We start from the raw sequence: 17,268 nt of genomic DNA on the forward strand, positions 1-17,268 counted from the left end.
TCTGTAGGTGGGTCAGTAGGTCAGCAGCAGGTCTTCGAGCACGTCGGTGCCGAAGTCGAGCGCGTCGAGCGGCACCCGCTCGTCGACGCCGTGGAACATCGCGGCGAAGTCGAGGTCGGGCGTGAGCCGCAGGGGCGCGAACCCGTAGCCCGCGATGCCGAGCTCGGCGAGCGACTTGTTGTCGGTGCCGCCCGAGAGCATGTACGGCAGCACGGGCGCCTCGGGGTCGAAGCGGCCGAGCGAGGCGGCCATCGCGTCGACGAGCGCGCCGCCGAACGGGTGCTCGATGCCGATGTCGCCGTGCACGAGCTCGATCTCGATGCCCTCGCCGATGAGGTTTCGGATGGCGTCGATCGCCTCCCGCTCGCGGCCGGGCAGCGGGCGCACGTCGATGCGCGCCTCGGCGACCGAGGGGATGACGTTGTGCTTGTAGCCCGCGTCGAGCATCGTCGGGTTCGCCGTGTGGCGGAGGCTCGAGCGCAGGAAGCGCGAGACGGTGCCGGTGCGCTCGGCGACCGCGTCGGGGTCGTCGTCGTCGACGCCGAGCAGCGAGGCGACCCGCGCGATGAGCTCGCGCGTCGTGTCGGTGAGCTCGACGGGGAACTCGTGCGCGCCGACCGCGGCGACCGCGGCGGCGAGCTTCGTCACCGCGTTGTCGCGCATGTGCTGCGAGCCGTGCGCGGCCGTGCCGCGAGCGCGGAGCAGGATCCACTGCAGCGCCTTCTCGCCCGTCTGGAGGAGGTAGGCGCGGCGGCCGCCGACCTCGATCGAGTAGCCGCCGACCTCGCTGATCGCCTCGGTCGCGCCCTCGAAGAGCTCCGGGTGGTTGCGCACGAGCCACTGCGCCCCGTAGGCGCCGCCCGCCTCCTCGTCGGCGAAGAACGCGACGACGAGGCCGCGCCGGGGACGGCGGCCGCTCGCGAGGATGCGCTCGAGTGCCGCGAGGATCATCGCGTCCATCTGCTTCATGTCGACCGCGCCGCGGCCCCACAGCAGGCCGTCGCGGATCTCGCCCGCGAAGGGATCGACGCTCCACTCGCTCGCGTCGGCGGGCACGACGTCGAGGTGGCCGTGCACGACGAGCCGCGGCAGGCTCGGGTCCTCCCCGTCGATGCGGGCGACGACGCTCGCGCGGCGGGGCGCCGACTCGAAGGTCTCGCTCTCGACGCCCATCGACGCGAGCACCGCGCTCACGTAAGCCGCCGCATCCGCCTCGCCGGACGATCGCCCACCGCCCCAGTTCTGCGTGTCGATGCGGATGAGGTCCCGGGCGAGCTGCACGGTGCGGGAGAGGCCATCGGTCACCGCTCAAGGCTAGCCGCCCCGCACTCCCGGCCCCGTGCGCACCGGGTGGTCATCGACCCCCTCCGGAGCGTGCTAGAGTCATTTCTCGGTCCTGCAAAGGAAACCGACACTCTGCGCGGGTGGCGGAATTGGCAGACGCGCTAGCTTGAGGTGCTAGTGCCCGTATTAGGGCGTGGGGGTTCAAGTCCCCCCTCGCGCACGAGAGAGGCCCGGAGCGATTCGCTCCGGGCCTCTTCCCGTTCCTGGGGGAAGTCCCCCTCCCGCCGTCCAGCCGGCGCGGCTAGCGTGAGCCCATGGCCTCCATCTTCGACTCCATCCGCCGGGCGGGCTTCCGCCGCGGCCCGCAGCGGATCCTCGCCGGCATCTGCGGCGGCATCGCCGCGAAGACGCGCATCAACGTGTGGCTCGTGCGCCTCGTCACGCTGCTGCTGTTCGCGCTGCCGGTCGTCGGCTGGGGCCTCTACGCGGTCGTGTGGTTGCTGACGCCGAACCACCGCGGCTCGATCCCGCTCGAGCGCTGGCTCGGACGCGGCTGACGCGGCAGGCGCCGCATCGCTCGCGGCTCAGTCGCCGCCGGAGGGTCCCGTGTCGTCGCGCTTCCGCTCGCGCCGCAGCATGCTCGCGGGTGCGACCGCGGCGGCGCCGAAGCGGTCGTGCACCGCGTCCATCGCGCGCTCCGCGCTCCCCCACGTCTCGGTGTCGTCCCACAGCAGCCCGTGATCGGCAGCGTCCTGCACCGAGCTCGCTCGCACGCCAAGGAGCCGCACGGGCGGGGGCTCGCCGAGCGCGTCGAGGAGCGACCACGCCGTCTCGACGAGCACGCGCGTGACGTCGGTCGCCTCCGGCAGCGTGCGCGAGCGCGTGATGGTGCGGAAGTCGTGGAACCGCACGGTGAGCGTCACGGTGCGCGCCTGCACGCCTGCGTCGCGGAGGCGCCGGCCGACGCCCGTCGCGAGCCGCAGGATCTCGCCCTGGAGCTCCGTGCGATCGACGACGTCGTGCGAGAACGTGTGGTTGTGGCCGAAGGTCTTCTCGTGACCTCGCTCGCGCACCTCGCGCGGATCCCGCCCCCACGAGAGCTCGTGCAGGTGGCGGCCGGTCGCCTCGCCGAACCACGCCTCGAGCCGCTCGAGGGACGTGCGGGCGACGTCGCCGACGGTGTGGAGCCCGTAGCGCGCGAGGCGCTCCTGCTGCTTCGGCCCCACGCCCCAGATGGCGCTCGCGGGCTGCGGGTGGAGGAAGTCGAGCACGTGCTCGTCGGGCACGACGAGCAGCCCGTCGGGCTTCGCACGACCGGAGGCGAGCTTCGCGACGTGCTTCGTGCTCGCCGCGCCGACGGAGGCGACGAGACCCGTCTCGGCCCGGATGCGCTGCCGGAGCCCCGGTCCGATACGGTTCGCGCCGCCGGAGAGGCGACGCAGGCCCGCGATGCCGACGAAGGCCTCGTCGATGCCGAGCCGCTCGACGTCGGGCGAGACGTCGTCGAGGATGCCCATCACGTGCTTCGAGAGGCGCGAGTAGAGGTGGAAGTCGGGCTCGAGCACGATCGCGTTCGGGCACAGCCGCAGCGCTCGCCCCATCGGCATCGCGGAGTGCACGCCGTACTTGCGGGCCTCGTAGGTCGCGGCGGTGACGACCGAGCGCGTCGAGTCGTGGCCGATCACGACCGGGAGCCCGACGAGGTCGGGCCTCGCGAGCAGCGACGCCGAGGCGAAGAACGCGTCGAGGTCGACGTGCAGGATCGTCGCGGTCGAGTCGTCGACGTCGGGGCCCGAGACGAGCCGGTTCGACCCATCCTGCTTGCTCACGCATCCATCGTCCCACGCACCGGCGACACGGCTCCGAGACACCGCTCGATCGACGACGGCGGAACGCACGGCAGGATGGAGGCATGCAGCACCCAGGCCTCGAGCACCCGTTCACCCGCTACGTCGCGCTCGGCGACAGCTTCACCGAAGGAGTGGGCGACGAGGAGCCGAACCTGCCGAACGGCGTGCGCGGGTGGGCCGACCGGGTCGCGGAGGAGCTCGCGCGCTCGCGGCCCGACTTCGAGTACGCGAACCTCGCGATCCGGGGCCGGCTGCTGCAGCAGATCGTCGACGAGCAGCTCGAGCCGGCGATCGCGCTCCAGCCAGACCTCGTGACGATCTCGGCGGGCGGCAACGACCTCATCCGGCCCGGCGGCGACCCCGACGCGCTCGCGGCGCGGCTCGACGAGGTCGTCGGGCGGCTGCGCGCGACGGGCGCCGAGGTCGTGCTCTTCAACGGCCCCGACATCGCGATGACGCCGGTGCTGCGCGCGATCCGCGGGAAGGTCGGCATCTACAACGCCAACCTGCACGGCGTCGCGGCGAAGCACGGCGCGGTGATCGCCGACATGTGGTCGGCGCGGCAGCTGCAGCAGCCGCAGATGTGGGCCGCCGACCGGCTGCACTTCTCAGCGCTCGGCCACCACGCGATCGCGATCATCGTGCTCGACGCGCTCGGCGTGCACCACGCGCTCGAGCCGATGGCGCCGGAGCCGCTGCCCGTGCGCACGTGGCAGCGCATGCGGCGCGACGACCTGCAGTGGGCGCGCGAGCACCTCGCGCCCTGGGTGCTGCGACGGCTGCGCGGCCAGTCCTCCGGCGACACGATCTCGCCGAAGCGGCCCACCGCCGCGCCGGTCGTGCTGCCGCGCGACGACGAGGGCGCCGCCGGCTAGTCGAAGTACCAGCCGAGCACCTGCGGTGCGTTCGTGATGCGCCACCACGCGTCCGGGGGCGCCAGGAGGCTCGCGGTGCGCACGGGAGCGACCGTGTCGCCGCGCTCGAGCCGCACCTCGCCGACCGGCTGCGGCACGGCGCCCGCCTCGATCGGTTCGACCGTCGCGCTCCACCCGGGGGCGTCGTCGGCGAAGACGTGCGCGTCGAGCGGGGCGGTCGCGACCGCTCGCGTCGACGCTCCCCACGGCGCCCGGTACTCGGCGACGACGGTGCCCGGCTCGACGATCGTGCGCGTGGCGAAGCTCGGCCACAGGCTCTCGAGCAGCCCGATCATCGCGGCGTCGGTCTCGTCGGCCGCGATCGTGCCCATCACGATTCCCACGACCCGGCGCTGCTCCCCGTCGACCTCGCGCGTGGCCGTGACGAAGAGGTTCCGCCCCCAGACCTTGAGCGTGCCGGTCTTGCCGCCGTCGATGTCGTGCTGGCCGAGGATGCGGTTCGTGTTGGGTGCGATGCCGATGCCGGGGATGCGCACCGACTCGAGCTGGATCGTCGCGAGCACGACGGGGTCGGCGACGGCCATGAGCGCGATGCGCGTGAGGTCGGGCGCGCTCGAGACGGAGCGGGCGTCGAGTCCGGCGGGATCGGCGAGCACCGTGTCGTCGAAGCCGTGCCGATCGGTCCAGGCGGCGGCCGCCGCGGCGAAGCCGTCCATGTCGCCGAACGCCCAATTGGCGAGCGACCAGATCGCGTTGCCGGCCGAGTCGACGAGCGACCACTCCACGAGGTCGCGCTGCGTCACCTGCATGCCGTCGAAGACCGGCGCGATGGGCGCGTTCTCGCGCACCGCTCGCGCTTGCGCCGCGACGTCGTCCGCGTCGAGCGTGATGACGGCGCCGCGCGAGTCGCCCTCGATCGGGTGCGCGTCGAGCACGACGAGCACGGTGACGAGCTTCGCGACGCTCGCCATCGGGTGCGCGTCCTCGCTCCCCCACGCCTCCCACACGTCGGGGCCGCCGTCGATGCCCACGACGCCGTAGCCGGCGGCGCGCGCTGCCTCGGGCCACGCGACCTGCGCGGCCGGCAGCTCGGCCGGCGCGGCCTCCACCGGCTCGCCCGCGACCGCCGGAGCGGGAGCGACGAGCACGGCGGCGGCGAGCGCGACGGCCGCGACGAGCGCGACGACGAGGAGCGAGCGCAGCAGCACGACGAGCGGATGCGTGCGGCGGGCGGCCGCGGGCGCGCGTGCGGTCATCGCAGCGCCCACATCGCGACGGCGGCCGAGGCCGCGACGTTGAGCGAGTCGACGCCGTGGTGCATGGGGATGCGCACGACGCTGTCGGCGGCGGCGATCGCTCGCGCCGAGAGGCCAGGTCCCTCCGAGCCGAAGACGAGCGCGACGCGCTCCGCGGGCGCCGCCGCGTACTCGTCGAGGTCGACGGCGTCGTCGCGGAGCGCCATCGCGACGACCTCGAAGCCCGCGTCGTGGAAGACGGGGACGACTGCCTCGAGCGAGTCGATGCGCGCCCACGGCACCTGCAGCACCGTGCCCATCGAGACGCGCACGCTCCGCCGGTAGAGCGGATCCGCGCACGTCGAGGTCACGAGCACCGCGTCGCCGCCGATGCCGGCGACCGATCGGAACGCCGCGCCGACGTTCGTGTGGTCGACGAGGCCGTCGAGCACGACGACGCGACGGGCGCGCTCGAGCAGCGCCGACGCATCCGGCAGCACGGGTCGGCGCATCGAGGCGAGCGCGCCTCGGTGCAGGTGGAAGCCCGTGATCTGCTCGAGCACGCCCTCGTCGCCGACGAAGACCGGTACGTCGAGGCCGCCGACGAGCCGCTCGACGTCGGGCAGCCAGCGCGGGGCGACGAGCACCGAGCGCGGCTCGTGGCCCGCGCGCAGCGCGCGCTCGAGCACCGTCTGCGACTCGGCGATGTAGAGGCCGCGCTCGGGCTCGGTGCGGCGGCGGAGGGCGACGTCGGTGAGCCCGACGAAGTCCTCGAGCCGGGGGTCGGCGAGCGAGTCGATCGACACGATCTGCATGCGCTCCCAGCCTTCCCCCGCCGGGCTCGAGGATACCGGGGCTAGGGTCGTGACCGTGCTCGACACCGCCATCGACCTGCTGCGCGGTCGCCGCATCGCGGTCGTGACCGGCGCGGGCATCTCGACCGACTCCGGCATCCCCGACTACCGGGGTGCCGGCGCGCCGCCGCGCAACCCCATGCTGTTCGAGACGTTCCTCGCGAGCGCTGACGCGCGACGCCGCTACTGGGCGGGCAGCCACCTCGGCTGGCAGCGCTTCGCCGGCGTGCAGCCCAACGAGGGCCACCGGGCGCTCGCGCGGCTCGAGCGCGCGGGGCTCACGACCGGCATCGCGACGCAGAACGTCGACGACCTGCACGAGCGCGCCGGCTCGACGAACGTGACGCACGTGCACGGGCAGCTCCACACCGTCTCGTGCCTCGACTGCGGCACGACCTTCGACCGGCACCGGATCGCCGACGAGATCGAGCGGCTGAACTCGTGGATCCGCATGCCCGAGCGAGTGCGGCTCCAGCCCGACGGCGACGTCGAGATCGACGCGTCGCAGCGCTTCGAGGTGCCCGCGTGCCCGGTGTGCGGCGGCATCCTCAAGCCCGACGTCGTCTTCTTCGGCGAGCTCGTGCCCGTCGACGTCTTCGCCGCGGCGCGCGACATCGTCGCGGCGGGCGAGGTCGTGCTCGTCGCGGGCTCCTCGCTCGTCGTGAACTCCGGCACGCGGCTGCTCGAGGTCGCGCGGCGCGAGGACGTGCCGATCGTGATCGTCAACCGCGGGCCGACGAAGTGGGACGGCCGCGCGGCGGCGCGCGTCGAGGGTGGCACGAGCGAGTCGCTCTCCGCGATCGCCGACGCGCTCGGCGCGCCGGCCTGAGCCGCGACTGCGGCGTCAGCGCGCGCGGCGACGCGGCGACGCCGCGGCGACCTGGGCGAGGAAGGCGCCGAGCCGCTCGGCTGAGGCGCGCCAGCTGAACCGCGCGGCCTGCTCGCGGGAGGCGCGCGAGACGGCCACCCACTCCCCCTCGAGGGCGCGCACGGCGCGCGCGAGCGCATCCGCGTCTCCCACCGGGAAGTAGCGCGCAGCGTCGCCCCCGACCTCGCGGAAGATCGCCGTGTCGGCGACGATCGCCGGCACGCCGAGGCTCATCGCCTCGAGCAGCGGGATGCCGAAGCCCTCGTCGCGCGACGCGTGCACGAGCGCCGTCGCGCTCCGCAGCAGCTCGGCGTACTCGGCGTCGGTGACGCCGTCGTGGAAGACGACGGATGCGCCTGCCGCGAGCCGCGTGAGCCGCTCGCGCGTCGCGGGATCGACGCGGCTGCACAGGTGCAGCTCGTGCTCGGGCAGCAGGCGCGCGGCGGCGACGAGCGTCTCGACGTCCTTGTAGGGCATGAACGAGCCCATGTAGACGAGCCGGCGAGTGGGCGGGGCGGCGTGCGCGACGGGCTCGCCGAGCGGCGCGAACGCGTTCGGGACGACCGCGACCGGGCGGCGCGTGAGCCGGTGCCGCTCGATGAGGCCGCGCGTCGTCTCCGAGACCGTCACCACGCCGTCGACGGCGTTCAGCAGCATGCGCTGCGGCCCGAAGGAGCGGTGGTAGAGCCGCCACAGGAGCCGCACGGCGGCCGGCAGGCTCGGCGGCGGGGTCGGGTGGCGGTAGTAGATGAGGTCGTGCACGGTCGTCACGAGCGGCCACGCGCGGCCGATCGAGCCGATCGTCTGCATCGGCGAGAACGCGACGTCGGCGCGCACGCGCCGCAGCCGCCACGACGCGAGCGGCTCGAGCGGGCCGGTCGGCGAGGGGCCGAGCACGTGCGGCAGGCGCGGGAGCATCGCGAGCTGCCGCTCGTCGCTCACGAGCATCGTGACGTCGTGGTCGCGGGCGAGCTCGGCGACGAGCTCGGCCGAGAAGCGCGAGATGCCGTCGTGCCGCTCGAGGCGCACGTAGCGGCAGTCGAACAGGATGCGCATCAGCGCGCGGCATCCTCGGCGAGGAAGCGCCGGATGACCGCGGCGGCCTCGCGCGGCTGCTCGTAGTGCACGAGGTGGCCGGTGCCGCGGAGCACCGCGAGGCGCGCGTCGGGGAAGCGAGTGCGCAGCCGGTGCTGCTCGCGCAGCGGCGTGATGTCGTCGCGATCGGCGGCGATGAGCTGCACGGGCTGCGCGATGCGGGCCGCGACCTCGCCGACCGTGTGGCGGATGGAGGCGTCGAACGCCTCGAGCACCGACCGGCGCGAGGCGTAGCTCGAGAAGTAGGCGTCGTGCTGGCCGTGGATCCAGGCGCGCAGCCCCCGGTCGCGCGTCTTCGCCATGAACGCGCTCATGCCGCGCACGATCGGCGGCGCGCCGAGCAGCGCGAGGCCCGCGCGCTCGGGCAGGGCGGCCGCCGCGCGGTAGTAGCCGAGCGCGAGCGCCGAGCCGAGCCGGTTGGGGCCCGAGAGGGCGGGCGTCGCGATGGGGTTGACGAGCACGATGCGGCTCGCGTCGAGACCGCTCGCGGCGGCGTGCGCGACGACGATCGAGCCGAACGAGTGGCCGAGCACGGCGGCGCCGGGCGCCTCGCTCGCGACGAGCGCGCGCAGCCACGCGGCGTAGGCGTCGATGGATGCGGTGGGCAGGGCCTCGGAGTCGCCGAAGCCCGGGAGGTCGGGCACGATGACCCGCATGCCGGGCAGGTGCGCGGCGATCGGCTCGAGCCCGTGGTGGTCGCCGCGGAAGCCGTGCACGAAGACGATCGGGCGCGCATCCGGCTCGCCGTACTCGAACACCGCCGTGGCGGTGCCGTCGACGTCGATCGTGCGCTCGCGCCGCGGGAGCGCGTCGAGCAGCGCTCGGTAGGGCGACGGCGATCCGCTTTCCACTGGCACCGGTCGAGCCTACCCGCGGGTGTGGGAGGTGCGGGCTACCGTGGGCGCATGACGGAGACGAGCGTGCAGCTGCGGAGGCCGATCCTCGAGGTGAGCCCCGAGGCGCCCGATCGCTGGATCGATCGGCTCGCCGTCTTCGACCTCGAGACGACGGGCATCGATCCCGCGCAGTCGCGCATCGTCACCGCGTTCGTCGGGGTGCTCGATGCGAGCGGCGCCGTCATCGAGGGCCGCTACTGGATCGTCGACCCCGGCGTCGAGATCCCGGCCGCGTCGACCGCCGTGCACGGCGTCACGACCGAGCGGGCGCGCGCCGAGGGCGTGCAGGCGCCGATCGCGGTGCAGGAGATCCGCGACGAGCTCGCCCGCCACTTCGCCGGCGGGCTCGCGGTCTGCGCGTTCAACGCCGCCTACGACTTCTCGCTCCTCGCCGCCGAGTGCCGCCGCTACGGCATCGAGCCGCTCGACGCGCGGCCGGTCATCGACCCGATGGTCATCGACCGCCAGGTCGACCGCTACCGCCGCGGCAAGCGCACCCTCACGGTCGCCGCCGAGGTCTACGGCATCGAGCTCGTCGACGCCCACGACGCGAGCGCCGACGCGATCGCCGCGGGCCGGCTCGCTCAGGTGATGACGGCCCGCTACCCCGAGCTGCGCATCGACCCGATCTCGCTCCACGAGCTCACCGAGCGCTGGGCAGACGAGCAGGCGGCGGGCTTCGAGGAGTTCAAGCGCCGCTCCGACCCGACGTTCAGCGCGGGCCGCGGCTGGCCGCTTCGCGCGGTCGAGCGCTAGAGCGGAGACCCCTCCGGGTCGCCGACCTCAGCGCCGAGGCCTGTCTCGAGCCTCGGCGGCAGAGTGCCGACACGCTGCGGTCTGCGAGCGCCCTCAGCGCAGAGAGCCGACACTCTGCGGTTCGCGGCCGCCTTCAGCGCAGAGTTCCGGCACTCTGCGGTTCGCGGCTGCCCTCAGCGCAGAGTTCCGGCACTCTGCGCGCGGGGTGACGAGAGAGGGCGACGAGCCGAAGCCCGTCGCCCTCTCTGCGTGCTGCTGCGATCAGCCGCCGAAGCCCTTGTAGCGGTTCTTGAACTTCTCGACGCGGCCGGCCGAGTCCATGATGCGCTGCTTGCCCGTGTAGAACGGGTGCGAGGCCGACGAGATCTCGACGTCGATGACGGGGTAGGTCTCGCCGTCGAGCTCGATCGTCTTGTCGCTCGTGATCGTCGAGCGCGTGAGGAACGTCTCGCCCGAGGCGAGGTCGCGGAACACGATCGGGCGGTAGTCGGGGTGGATCTCGGTCTTCATGGGTTTCCTTGGTCGCTCGGGCGCGGAAGTCTTCGGTCGGCGTGCGGGCCGACAGACGAGTGTATCAGGTGGGAAGGGCTCGGGTGCGGCTCAGCGCTTCGCGCGCGCCGACCAGCGGCCGCCCTCGCGGGCGATGGCGAGCGGGATGCCGAAGGTCTCGGTGAGGTGCGCATCCGTCAGCACGTCGTCGAGCGGCCCAGCCGCGACGATGCCGCCCTCGCGCAGCAGCATCGCGTGCGTGAAGCCCGGCGGGATCTCCTCGACGTGGTGGGTGACCATGACGATCGCCGGCGCGAGCGGGCTCGACGCGTACTCCTCGAGCGAGGCGAGCAGCGACTCGCGCGCGCCGAGGTCGAGGCTCCCGGCCGGCTCGTCGAGCAGCATGAGCTCGGGGTCCGTCATGACGGCCCGGGCGATCTGCACGCGCTTGCGCTCGCCGTCGGAGAGCGTGCCGAACGGCCGGGTCGCGAGGGCGCTGAGGTCCCACGCGTCCATGACCTCGGCGGCGCGCTCGAGGTCGAGCGACTCGTAGCGCTCGTTCCACCGGCCGGTGACGGCGTAGGCCGCGGTGAGCACGACGTCGCCGACCCGCTCCGCCGCGGGGATGCGGCGCGCGAGGTTCGTCGCGGCGAGGCCGATGCGCGTGCGCAGCTCGAAGACGTCGACCTTGCCGATGCGCTCGCCGAGCACGTGCACCTCGCCGGACGTCGGGTGCGTCGCGGCTGCCGCGAGCTGCAGGATCGTCGACTTGCCGGCCCCGTTCGGGCCGAGGATGACCCAGCGGTCGGCCTCGTCGACGCTCCAGGAGAGACGATCGAGGATCCGGTTGCCGCTTCGGACGAAGGAGACATCGCGGAGCTCGAGCACGTTCGCCATGCCAGCGAGCCTATCGACCGGCGCGCTCGTCGATGACGCGCTCGTAGACCTCGCGCGTCTCGGCCGCGATGCGGTGCCAGTCGAAGTGCTCGGCGGCGCGCGCCCGGCCGGCCTCGCCCATCCGCTTGGCGGCGGCGGGGTCGGCGACCATGCGCGTGAGCGCGTCGGCGAGGTCGGCGACGAAGCGGTCGGGGTCGGTGGGCGTGCCCGTGCCGTCCTGCACCTGGTCGATCGGCACGATGTAGCCCGTCTCGCCGTCGACGATGACCTCGGGGATGCCGCCGGTCGCGCTCCCGACGACAGGCGCGCCGCACGCCATCGCCTCGAGGTTGACGATGCCGAGCGGCTCGTAGACGCTCGGGCACACGAACGTCGTCGCGTGGCTCAGCAGCACCCGCACGTCGTCGCGGGCGAGCACGTCGTCGATCCAGACGACGCCGCCGCGCGCGGAGCGGAGCTCGTCGACGAGGCCCTTGACCTCCGCGAGGATCTCCGGCGTGTCGGGCGCCCCGGCGACGAGCACGAGCTGCACGTCCTCCGGGAGCGAGCGAGCGGCGCGCAGCAGGTGCGGAAGGCCCTTCTGCCGCGTGATGCGGCCGACGAAGACGACGGCCGGTCGGTCGGGGTCCATGCCGAGCTCGCGCGCGCGATCCGCGTCGGGCAGCGGCGCCCACGCCTCGAGGTCGATGCCGTTGTGGATCGTGACGACCCGCTCGGGGTCGAGCGACGGGTAGGAGCGCAGGATGTCGGCGCGCATGCCGTCCGACACGGCGATCACGCGGTCGGCTGCCTCGTAGGCGCGCCGCTCGATGTCGCTCGAGATGCGGTAGCCGCCGCCGAGCTGCTCGGCCTTCCACGGGCGCAGCGGCTCGAGCGAGTGCGCGGTGACGATGTGCGGGATGCCGTGCAGCTCCTGCGCCAGCCGGCCCGCCTCGTTCGCGTACCACGTGTGCGAGTGCACGAGATCGGCGTCGGCGACCGCGTCGGCGATCTGCAGGTCGACCGCGAGCGTCTGGAGCGCGCCGTTCGCGTCGGCGAGCTCGGCGGGCACGTCGTAGGCGGTCACGCCCTGCTCGTCGCGCGGGGCGCCGAAGCACCGCACCCGCACCTCGGTCGAGTCGCGGAGCGCCTTCACGAGCTCGGTGACGTGCACTCCCGCTCCCCCGTAGATCTCCGGCGGATACTCCTTCGTCAGCAGGTCGACGCGCATGCCCACACAGTACGCCAGCGCATCCGCACCCGCCGTCCGGCTCCTGGTCAGCGTGCAGACAAGAACCGTAGGGTGAACCCATGGACAAGAAGGTCTTCGGGATCGTGCTCGCAGGCGGCGAGGGCAAGCGGCTCATGCCCCTCACCGCCGATCGGGCGAAGCCGGCGGTGCCGTTCGGCGGCGCCTATCGACTGATCGACTTCGCGATCTCGAACCTCATCAACTCGAGCCTGCGGCAGATCGTCGTGCTCACGCAGTACAAGTCGCACTCGCTCGACCGCCACATCTCGCAGGTGTGGCGCATGTCGTCGATGCTCAACTCCTACGTCACGTCGGTGCCGGCGCAGCAGCGCACCGGCAAGCACTGGTTCGCCGGCAGCGCCGACGCGATCTTCCAGTCGCTCAACCTCATCGCCGACGAGAAGCCCGACATCGTCGTCGTGGTGGGCGCCGACCACGTCTACCGGATGGACTTCCGCGACATGATCGACGCCCACCTCGCCTCGGGAGCGCGCGCGACTGTCGCGGGCATCCGCCAGCCGATCGAGCTCGCGCACCAGTTCGGCGTCATCGAGGAGGACGACGACAAGCCCGGCTACATCCGCGCGTTCCACGAGAAGCCCGCCGACGCATCCGGCTTCGCCGTCGCGCCCGGCGAGGTGCTCGCGTCGATGGGCAACTACGTCTTCGACGCCGACGCGCTCGTCGAGGCCGTGATCGCCGACAACCGGCTCGAGGACTCCGACCACGACATGGGCGGCGACATCATCCCCTGGTTCGTCGAGCGCGGCGAGGCGGCGATGTACGACCTCAAGAACAACACCGTCCCCGGCGCGACCGAGCGCGACAAGTACTACTGGCGCGACGTCGGCACGATCGAGTCGTTCTTCGACGCGCACATGGACCTCATCTCGGCGCTGCCGATCTTCAACCTCTACAACCGCGAGTGGCCGATCTACACCCAGACGGTGAACGCGCCCCCGGCGAAGTTCACGAGGGATGCGTGGGGTCGCGCGGCCGACGTCAACGAGGCGATCGTCGGCGCGGGCTCCGTCGTGCAGGGGGCGAGCGTCGTGCGCAGCGTCGTCTCCCCGTGGTGCACGATCGACGCGGGCGCGACCGTCTCCGACGCGATCCTCTTCGACCAGGTGCACGTCGGCGCCGGCGCCGTCGTGCGGCGGGCGATCATCGACAAGGCGGTCGAGATCGGCCCCGGCGTGCAGATCGGCGTCGACCACGAGGCCGACCTCGCGCGCGGCTTCTCCATCTCGGCCTCCGGCATCGTCACGGTGCCGAAGGGCTCGACGATCCTGTGACGGGGGCATCGCTCCTCGTCGTCACCGACGTCGACTCGACGCTCATCCGCGACGAGGTCATCGAGCTGCTCGCACGCGCCGTCGGGCCCGACGCCGAGCGGCACGTCGCGGCGGTCACCGAGCGCGCGATGCGCGGCGAGCTCGACTTCGCCGCCTCGCTCGCCGAGCGCCTCCTCATGCTCGAGGGGCTGCCGGTCTCGGTGCTCGACGCGGCCCGCGAGCAGGTGACGGTCACCGACGGCGTGCCCGAGCTCATCGCCGAGGTGCACGCGCGCGGCGGCCGCATCGCGGCGGTCTCGGGCGGCTTCCACGAGGTGCTCGACCCGCTCGCGGCCGAGCTCGGCATCGACCACGCGCGCGCGAACCGGCTCGAGGTCGCGGATGGGCGCCTCACGGGCCGCTCGATCGGCCCCGTCATCGACGGCGCGGCCAAGCGCGACACGCTCGAGTCGCTGCGGCTGAACCTCGGCGTGCCGCGCGAGCGCGTCATGGCGGTCGGTGACGGCGCGAACGACGTCCTCATGATGGAGGCGGCGGGCATCTCGGTCGCGTTCTGCGCGAAGCCGCTCGTGCGCGAGGCGGCGACGAACGCCATCGACGTGCCCGACTTCCGCGAGCTCATCCCGATCCTGCCCGGCTGAGGCGCCGATGGCCGCTCCCTCGCAGCGCATCGCGATCGTCTCCGACATGCACGGCAACCTCACGGCGCTCGAGGCGGTGCTCGCCGACGCGCGGCGGCGCGGGGCGGATGCGGTGTGGTGCGGTGGCGACCTCGTCGGCAAGGGGCCGCGGGGCCGGGCCGTCGTCGCGCTCGCGCGCGAGGCGTGCGACGTCGTGGTGCGCGGCAACTGGGACGAGGCGGTCGCGGCGCCCGAGCGCTCGCCGTGGACGGCGCCCGCGTGGTACCGCGACGAGCTCGGCGCCCAGGCGCTCGCGTGGCTCGCCTCGATCCCCTTCCACCACGACGCGGTGCTCGGCTCCCGCCTCGTGCGCCTCTTCCACGCATCCGCCGACTCCGTCCACCACCGCGTGCGCTCGGGCGCCGACGATGCGACCTTCGACGCGATGTTCGAGCCGACGGATGCGACGGGTGCGGTCGCGCGGGCCGACGTCGTCGCGTACGGCGACCTCCACGACCAGTGGCTCGACATCCGCCGGGGCCGGTCGCTGCTGAACGTCGGCAGCGCCGGCAACGAGCTCGACGGCGACCCGACCGCGGCGTACGCGCTGCTCGAGGCGGGCGACGCCGGCGAGCTCTCGGTGCAGTTCGTGCGCGTGCCCTACGACGTCGAGGCCGAGATCGCGATCGCGCGCGCGGCCGGCATCCCGTTCCTCGAGCACTGGATCGCCGAGCTCCGCTCGGGCGTCGACCAGCGCCGCGCCTGAGCGCCGCCCTCGTCGGCTAGTGACCCATGCCGAGGCCGCCGTCGACGGGGATGACGGCGCCCGAGATGTAGGCGGCCTCGTCGCCGGCGAGCCAGCGCACGACCCCGGCGACCTCCTCGGCGCTGCCGTAGCGCGCCGCGGGGATCGCCTGCTTGTACTCCGCCTGCGTCTTCTCGTCGAGCTCGGCGGTCATGTCGGTCGCGATGAAGCCCGGCGCGACGACGTTCGCCGTGATGCCGCGGGCGCCGAGCTCGCGCGTGATCGAGCGGGCGATGCCGACGAGGCCGGCCTTCGAGGCGGCGTAGTTGACCTGGCCGGGGCCGCCGTAGAGGCCGACGACGCTCGAGATGAGGATGACGCGGCCCCACTTGGCCCGCAGCATGCCCTTCGAGGCGCGCTGCGCGACGCGGAACGCGCCGCCGAGGTTCGTGTCGACGACCGCGGCGAAGTCCTCCTCGCTCATGCGCATGAGGAGCGTGTCGCGCGTGATGCCCGCGTTTGCGACCACGACCTCGACCGGGCCGAGCTCCTGCTCGATGCGAGTGAACGCCGCGTCGATCGAGGCGGCGTCCGTGACGTCCGCCGCGACCGCGAGCGCGCCCTCGGGGCCGGAGCCGTCGCGCGAGGTGATCGCGACGCGGTGGCCGGCGTCGAGGAAGGACTGGGCGATCGCGCGGCCGATGCCGCGGTTGCCGCCGGTGACGAGCACGGTGCGAGAGGTCATGCGAGCCAGCCTAGAAGACCGGGCCATCCCGGAAGGCCGGGGCGAGCCCGAAAGACAGGGCTGGCGCAAAGGGCGCGCCTGTAGAGTGGTCGGGCCATGCGAGCACGGTCCGCGTCGATCACCGACCTCCCGATCTCCCCAGACGAGGATCGTGAGAGGCGCTTCCGCATGTACCTGTACATGATGCTCGTGCGGGTCGGGTGCCTCGGCCTCTTCTTCGTCGTGCCGGGCTGGTGGAAGCTCGCGCCGGCGCTCGTCGCCGTGCTCATCCCCTACTTCGCGGTCGTGGTCGCGAACGTCTCGACGCACGCGGTCGGCGAGGTGCGGGAGGCGCAGAACGCGCTGCCCGCCGGGCCCTCGGCCGCGGGCGGCTTCGCCGCGGACGAGCGCACGTGGCGCGCCTCGCCCGATCCGCTCGGCGGCGGATCGGCGCGCGACGACCGCGGTCGCGACGGAGCGGCGCCATGAGTCTCCTCGGCATGCTCGACGGCGGCGCCGGCGCGCCGAGCCCGTCGGCGATGTGCTCGTCGGCCGGGTGCTCGGCCCAGGCTGCGCACGCCCTGCACTGGCGCAACCCGCGCATCCACGACGCCGACCGCGTGAAGACGTGGGCGGCGTGCGCCGAGCACCGCGAGAGCCTCGCCGCGTGGCTGCGCTCGCGCGGCTTCCCCGTCGTCGAGACCGCGTTCGGCGAGACGGTCGAGCGAGTCGCCTGATGCTCACCCTCCTCCGCCAGCCCCGCTGGCTCGGCTACGTCGCGCTGGCGACGATCTTCGCGATCGCGTGCTGCCTCTTCGGCGTCTGGCAGTGGAACCGCCGGGAGGAGGCGCTCGCCGCGATCGAGCGGCTCGAGTCGAACTACGACCGCTCGCCGGTCGCGGTGGCCGAGGCCATCCCCGATCCAGCAGCGTTCGATCCAGCCAAGCAGTGGACGCCTGTCGTGCTCGAGGGCGAGTACCTGCTCGACGAGCAGCTGCTGCTGCGCGGCCGCTGGCGCGGCGGCGAGGTCGGCTTCGACGTCATCGCGCCGTTCCGCACGACCGAGGGCACCGTCTTCATCGTCGACCGGGGCTGGATCGACCAGGCCCCCGGCGCCGAGCGGCCCGTCACCGACCCCGCGACGCCGGCTGGGCCGACGACCGTCGTCGCGCGGCTGCGCCCGAACGAGGGCGACATCCCCGGCCGGGGCGCTCCCGAGGGCCAGATCGCATCCGTCAACCTGCCTGCGATCGCCGAGGGCATCGACGGCGATGCCTACGTCGGCGCCTACGGGCTGCTCGTGAGCGAGGACGGCGCTGCGCCCGACGACGTCGCGATCGCCACGCGCCCCGTGCTCGACGAGGGACCGCACCTCTCCTACACGCTGCAATGGTTCGTCTTCGCGCTCTTCGGCTACGCCGCGGTCGCGTGGGGCATGCGCGAGGAGCTGCGCGGCGACGCGCCGCCGCCGAAGCCGAAGCGCGAGCGGCGCTCTGACGCCGACGTCGAGGACGACATCCTCGACCGCGCCTGAGCGCTCCGGATCGTCGCCGC

The 17,268-nt window shown here is 73.3% G+C and carries 20 protein-coding genes and 1 tRNA gene; 11 read left to right on the forward strand and 10 right to left on the reverse strand.

All coding sequences use genetic code 11. The features are described 5' to 3' along the window. Positions 1-12: 12 nt before the first annotated feature. Positions 13-1,305 (reverse strand): M20/M25/M40 family metallo-hydrolase, encoded by a 1,293-nt coding sequence (locus L332_RS17005; RefSeq protein WP_021009433.1) that lies wholly within the window; start codon positions 1,303-1,305, stop codon positions 13-15. Between the two features lie 113 nt (positions 1,306-1,418). On the opposite strand from L332_RS17005, the gene L332_RS17010 reads away from it, so the two are divergent. Both L332_RS17010 and L332_RS17015 read left to right on the forward strand, forming a co-directional pair. Continuing rightward, positions 1,419-1,504: transfer RNA gene (locus L332_RS17010), tRNA-Leu, on the forward strand. Between the two features lie 94 nt (positions 1,505-1,598). Then, on the forward strand, positions 1,599-1,841 hold the full coding sequence (locus L332_RS17015) for a PspC domain-containing protein (protein ID WP_021009434.1): 243 nt from the start codon (positions 1,599-1,601) through the stop codon (positions 1,839-1,841). 27 nt (positions 1,842-1,868) lie between these two features. Here L332_RS17015 and dinB read toward each other — a convergent pair whose 3' ends face one another. Then, positions 1,869-3,113, reverse strand: coding sequence for a DNA polymerase IV (gene dinB, locus L332_RS17020; protein WP_021009435.1), 1,245 nt, complete (start codon positions 3,111-3,113; stop codon positions 1,869-1,871). 83 nt (positions 3,114-3,196) lie between these two features. Here dinB and L332_RS17025 point away from each other — a divergent pair, with 83 nt between their 5' ends. Continuing rightward, the gene (locus L332_RS17025) at positions 3,197-4,009 is read left to right on the forward strand and encodes an SGNH/GDSL hydrolase family protein (RefSeq protein ID WP_021009436.1); all 813 of its coding nucleotides are present in this window, start codon (positions 3,197-3,199) and stop codon (positions 4,007-4,009) included. Here the strand turns inward: L332_RS17025 and L332_RS17030 are convergent. Next, positions 4,006-5,265 (reverse strand): D-alanyl-D-alanine carboxypeptidase family protein, encoded by a 1,260-nt coding sequence (locus tag L332_RS17030; RefSeq protein WP_144060975.1) that lies wholly within the window; start codon positions 5,263-5,265, stop codon positions 4,006-4,008. The genes L332_RS17025 and L332_RS17030 overlap by 4 nt on opposite strands. Continuing rightward, a complete protein-coding gene (locus L332_RS17035; RefSeq protein ID WP_021009438.1) occupies positions 5,262-6,059 on the reverse strand; it encodes a TrmH family RNA methyltransferase in 798 nt (265 codons plus the stop codon). The genes L332_RS17030 and L332_RS17035 overlap by 4 nt, the downstream gene beginning before the upstream one ends. Between L332_RS17035 and L332_RS17040 the strand changes: the two genes are divergently transcribed. After that, positions 6,058-6,927, forward strand: a complete 870-nt coding sequence (locus L332_RS17040) for a Sir2 family NAD-dependent protein deacetylase (RefSeq protein WP_052588556.1) — start codon at positions 6,058-6,060, stop codon at positions 6,925-6,927. The two genes, L332_RS17035 and L332_RS17040, sit on opposite strands and share 2 nt — an antisense overlap. A 15-nt stretch (positions 6,928-6,942) precedes the next feature. Here the strand turns inward: L332_RS17040 and L332_RS17045 are convergent, their stop codons facing one another. Together L332_RS17045 and L332_RS17050 are read right to left on the reverse strand one after the other, a co-directional pair. After that, positions 6,943-8,022, reverse strand: coding sequence for a glycosyltransferase family 4 protein (locus L332_RS17045; protein ID WP_021009440.1), 1,080 nt, complete (start codon positions 8,020-8,022; stop codon positions 6,943-6,945). Beyond that, positions 8,022-8,918, reverse strand: coding sequence for an alpha/beta fold hydrolase (locus L332_RS17050; protein WP_235045050.1), 897 nt, complete (start codon positions 8,916-8,918; stop codon positions 8,022-8,024). Before L332_RS17050 ends, L332_RS17045 begins: the two co-directional genes overlap by 1 nt. Positions 8,919-8,966: 48 nt before the next feature. Here L332_RS17050 and L332_RS17055 point away from each other — a divergent pair, with 48 nt between their 5' ends. Beyond that, positions 8,967-9,713: an exonuclease domain-containing protein gene (locus L332_RS17055; protein WP_021009442.1), complete on the forward strand. Its 747-nt coding sequence runs from the start codon at positions 8,967-8,969 to the stop codon at positions 9,711-9,713. A 261-nt stretch (positions 9,714-9,974) separates the two neighbouring features. On the opposite strand, the gene L332_RS17060 is transcribed toward L332_RS17055, so the two are convergent. The 3 genes from L332_RS17060 to glgA all read right to left on the reverse strand — a co-directional run bounded on the left by L332_RS17060 (position 9,975) and on the right by glgA (position 12,309). After that, positions 9,975-10,223: a type B 50S ribosomal protein L31 gene (locus tag L332_RS17060; RefSeq protein ID WP_021009443.1), complete on the reverse strand. Its 249-nt coding sequence runs from the start codon at positions 10,221-10,223 to the stop codon at positions 9,975-9,977. A 90-nt stretch (positions 10,224-10,313) separates the two neighbouring features. Next, on the reverse strand, positions 10,314-11,099 hold the full coding sequence (locus tag L332_RS17065; protein WP_021009444.1) for an ABC transporter ATP-binding protein: 786 nt from the start codon (positions 11,097-11,099) through the stop codon (positions 10,314-10,316). A 10-nt stretch (positions 11,100-11,109) separates the two neighbouring features. Next, positions 11,110-12,309: a glycogen synthase gene (gene glgA, locus L332_RS17070; protein WP_031223199.1), complete on the reverse strand. Its 1,200-nt coding sequence runs from the start codon at positions 12,307-12,309 to the stop codon at positions 11,110-11,112. Positions 12,310-12,389: 80 nt separating this feature from the next. Here glgA and glgC point away from each other — a divergent pair, with 80 nt between their 5' ends. The 3 genes from glgC to L332_RS17085 are packed head-to-tail and all read left to right on the forward strand — an operon-like array spanning position 12,390 to position 15,011. Then, positions 12,390-13,625, forward strand: coding sequence for a glucose-1-phosphate adenylyltransferase (glgC, locus tag L332_RS17075; RefSeq protein ID WP_021009446.1), 1,236 nt, complete (start codon positions 12,390-12,392; stop codon positions 13,623-13,625). Further along, positions 13,622-14,266: a phosphoserine phosphatase SerB gene (gene serB / locus L332_RS17080; RefSeq protein WP_021064844.1), complete on the forward strand. Its 645-nt coding sequence runs from the start codon at positions 13,622-13,624 to the stop codon at positions 14,264-14,266. Before glgC ends, serB begins: the two co-directional genes overlap by 4 nt. A 7-nt stretch (positions 14,267-14,273) precedes the next feature. Then, on the forward strand, positions 14,274-15,011 hold the full coding sequence (locus tag L332_RS17085) for a metallophosphoesterase family protein (RefSeq protein ID WP_021009448.1): 738 nt from the start codon (positions 14,274-14,276) through the stop codon (positions 15,009-15,011). Between the two features lie 16 nt (positions 15,012-15,027). Here the strand turns inward: L332_RS17085 and fabG are convergent, their stop codons facing one another. Next, positions 15,028-15,735: a 3-oxoacyl-ACP reductase FabG gene (gene fabG / locus L332_RS17090; RefSeq protein WP_021009449.1), complete on the reverse strand. Its 708-nt coding sequence runs from the start codon at positions 15,733-15,735 to the stop codon at positions 15,028-15,030. Between the two features lie 96 nt (positions 15,736-15,831). Between fabG and L332_RS17095 the strand changes: the two genes are divergently transcribed. Genes L332_RS17095 through L332_RS17105 form a run of 3 tightly spaced genes read left to right on the forward strand, consistent with a single transcriptional unit; the run spans position 15,832 to position 17,248 of the window. After that, positions 15,832-16,203: a DUF3099 domain-containing protein gene (locus tag L332_RS17095; RefSeq protein WP_021009450.1), complete on the forward strand. Its 372-nt coding sequence runs from the start codon at positions 15,832-15,834 to the stop codon at positions 16,201-16,203. Beyond that, positions 16,200-16,451, forward strand: coding sequence for a hypothetical protein (locus tag L332_RS17100; RefSeq protein WP_021009451.1), 252 nt, complete (start codon positions 16,200-16,202; stop codon positions 16,449-16,451). Before L332_RS17095 ends, L332_RS17100 begins: the two co-directional genes overlap by 4 nt. Beyond that, positions 16,451-17,248 carry an SURF1 family cytochrome oxidase biogenesis protein gene (locus L332_RS17105; protein ID WP_021009452.1) on the forward strand — a complete coding sequence of 266 codons (798 nt, stop codon included), beginning with the start codon at positions 16,451-16,453 and terminating at the stop codon, positions 17,246-17,248. The genes L332_RS17100 and L332_RS17105 overlap by 1 nt, the downstream gene beginning before the upstream one ends. Positions 17,249-17,268 lie beyond the last annotated feature (20 nt).

This window comes from Agrococcus pavilionensis RW1 (assembly GCF_000400485.1).
Taxonomy (GTDB): Bacteria; Actinomycetota; Actinomycetes; order Actinomycetales; family Microbacteriaceae; genus Agrococcus; species Agrococcus pavilionensis.

Coding starts and splice junctions, on each gene's coding strand:
- L332_RS17040 (WP_052588556.1), top strand. CDS start 6,058: ATGCGCTCCCAGCCTTCCCCCGCCGGGCTCGAGGATACCGGGGCTAGG.
- glgC (WP_021009446.1), top strand. CDS start 12,390: ATGGACAAGAAGGTCTTCGGGATCGTGCTCGCAGGCGGCGAGGGCAAG.
- L332_RS17085 (WP_021009448.1), top strand. CDS start 14,274: ATGGCCGCTCCCTCGCAGCGCATCGCGATCGTCTCCGACATGCACGGC.
- L332_RS17030 (WP_144060975.1), bottom strand. CDS start 5,265: ATGACCGCACGCGCGCCCGCGGCCGCCCGCCGCACGCATCCGCTCGTC.
- L332_RS17105 (WP_021009452.1), top strand. CDS start 16,451: ATGCTCACCCTCCTCCGCCAGCCCCGCTGGCTCGGCTACGTCGCGCTG.
- L332_RS17095 (WP_021009450.1), top strand. CDS start 15,832: ATGCGAGCACGGTCCGCGTCGATCACCGACCTCCCGATCTCCCCAGAC.
- fabG (WP_021009449.1), bottom strand. CDS start 15,735: ATGACCTCTCGCACCGTGCTCGTCACCGGCGGCAACCGCGGCATCGGC.
- L332_RS17025 (WP_021009436.1), top strand. CDS start 3,197: ATGCAGCACCCAGGCCTCGAGCACCCGTTCACCCGCTACGTCGCGCTC.
- L332_RS17035 (WP_021009438.1), bottom strand. CDS start 6,059: ATGCAGATCGTGTCGATCGACTCGCTCGCCGACCCCCGGCTCGAGGAC.
- L332_RS17065 (WP_021009444.1), bottom strand. CDS start 11,099: ATGGCGAACGTGCTCGAGCTCCGCGATGTCTCCTTCGTCCGAAGCGGC.
- glgA (WP_031223199.1), bottom strand. CDS start 12,309: ATGCGCGTCGACCTGCTGACGAAGGAGTATCCGCCGGAGATCTACGGG.
- L332_RS17045 (WP_021009440.1), bottom strand. CDS start 8,022: ATGCGCATCCTGTTCGACTGCCGCTACGTGCGCCTCGAGCGGCACGAC.
- L332_RS17100 (WP_021009451.1), top strand. CDS start 16,200: ATGAGTCTCCTCGGCATGCTCGACGGCGGCGCCGGCGCGCCGAGCCCG.
- L332_RS17060 (WP_021009443.1), bottom strand. CDS start 10,223: ATGAAGACCGAGATCCACCCCGACTACCGCCCGATCGTGTTCCGCGAC.
- L332_RS17015 (WP_021009434.1), top strand. CDS start 1,599: ATGGCCTCCATCTTCGACTCCATCCGCCGGGCGGGCTTCCGCCGCGGC.
- L332_RS17055 (WP_021009442.1), top strand. CDS start 8,967: ATGACGGAGACGAGCGTGCAGCTGCGGAGGCCGATCCTCGAGGTGAGC.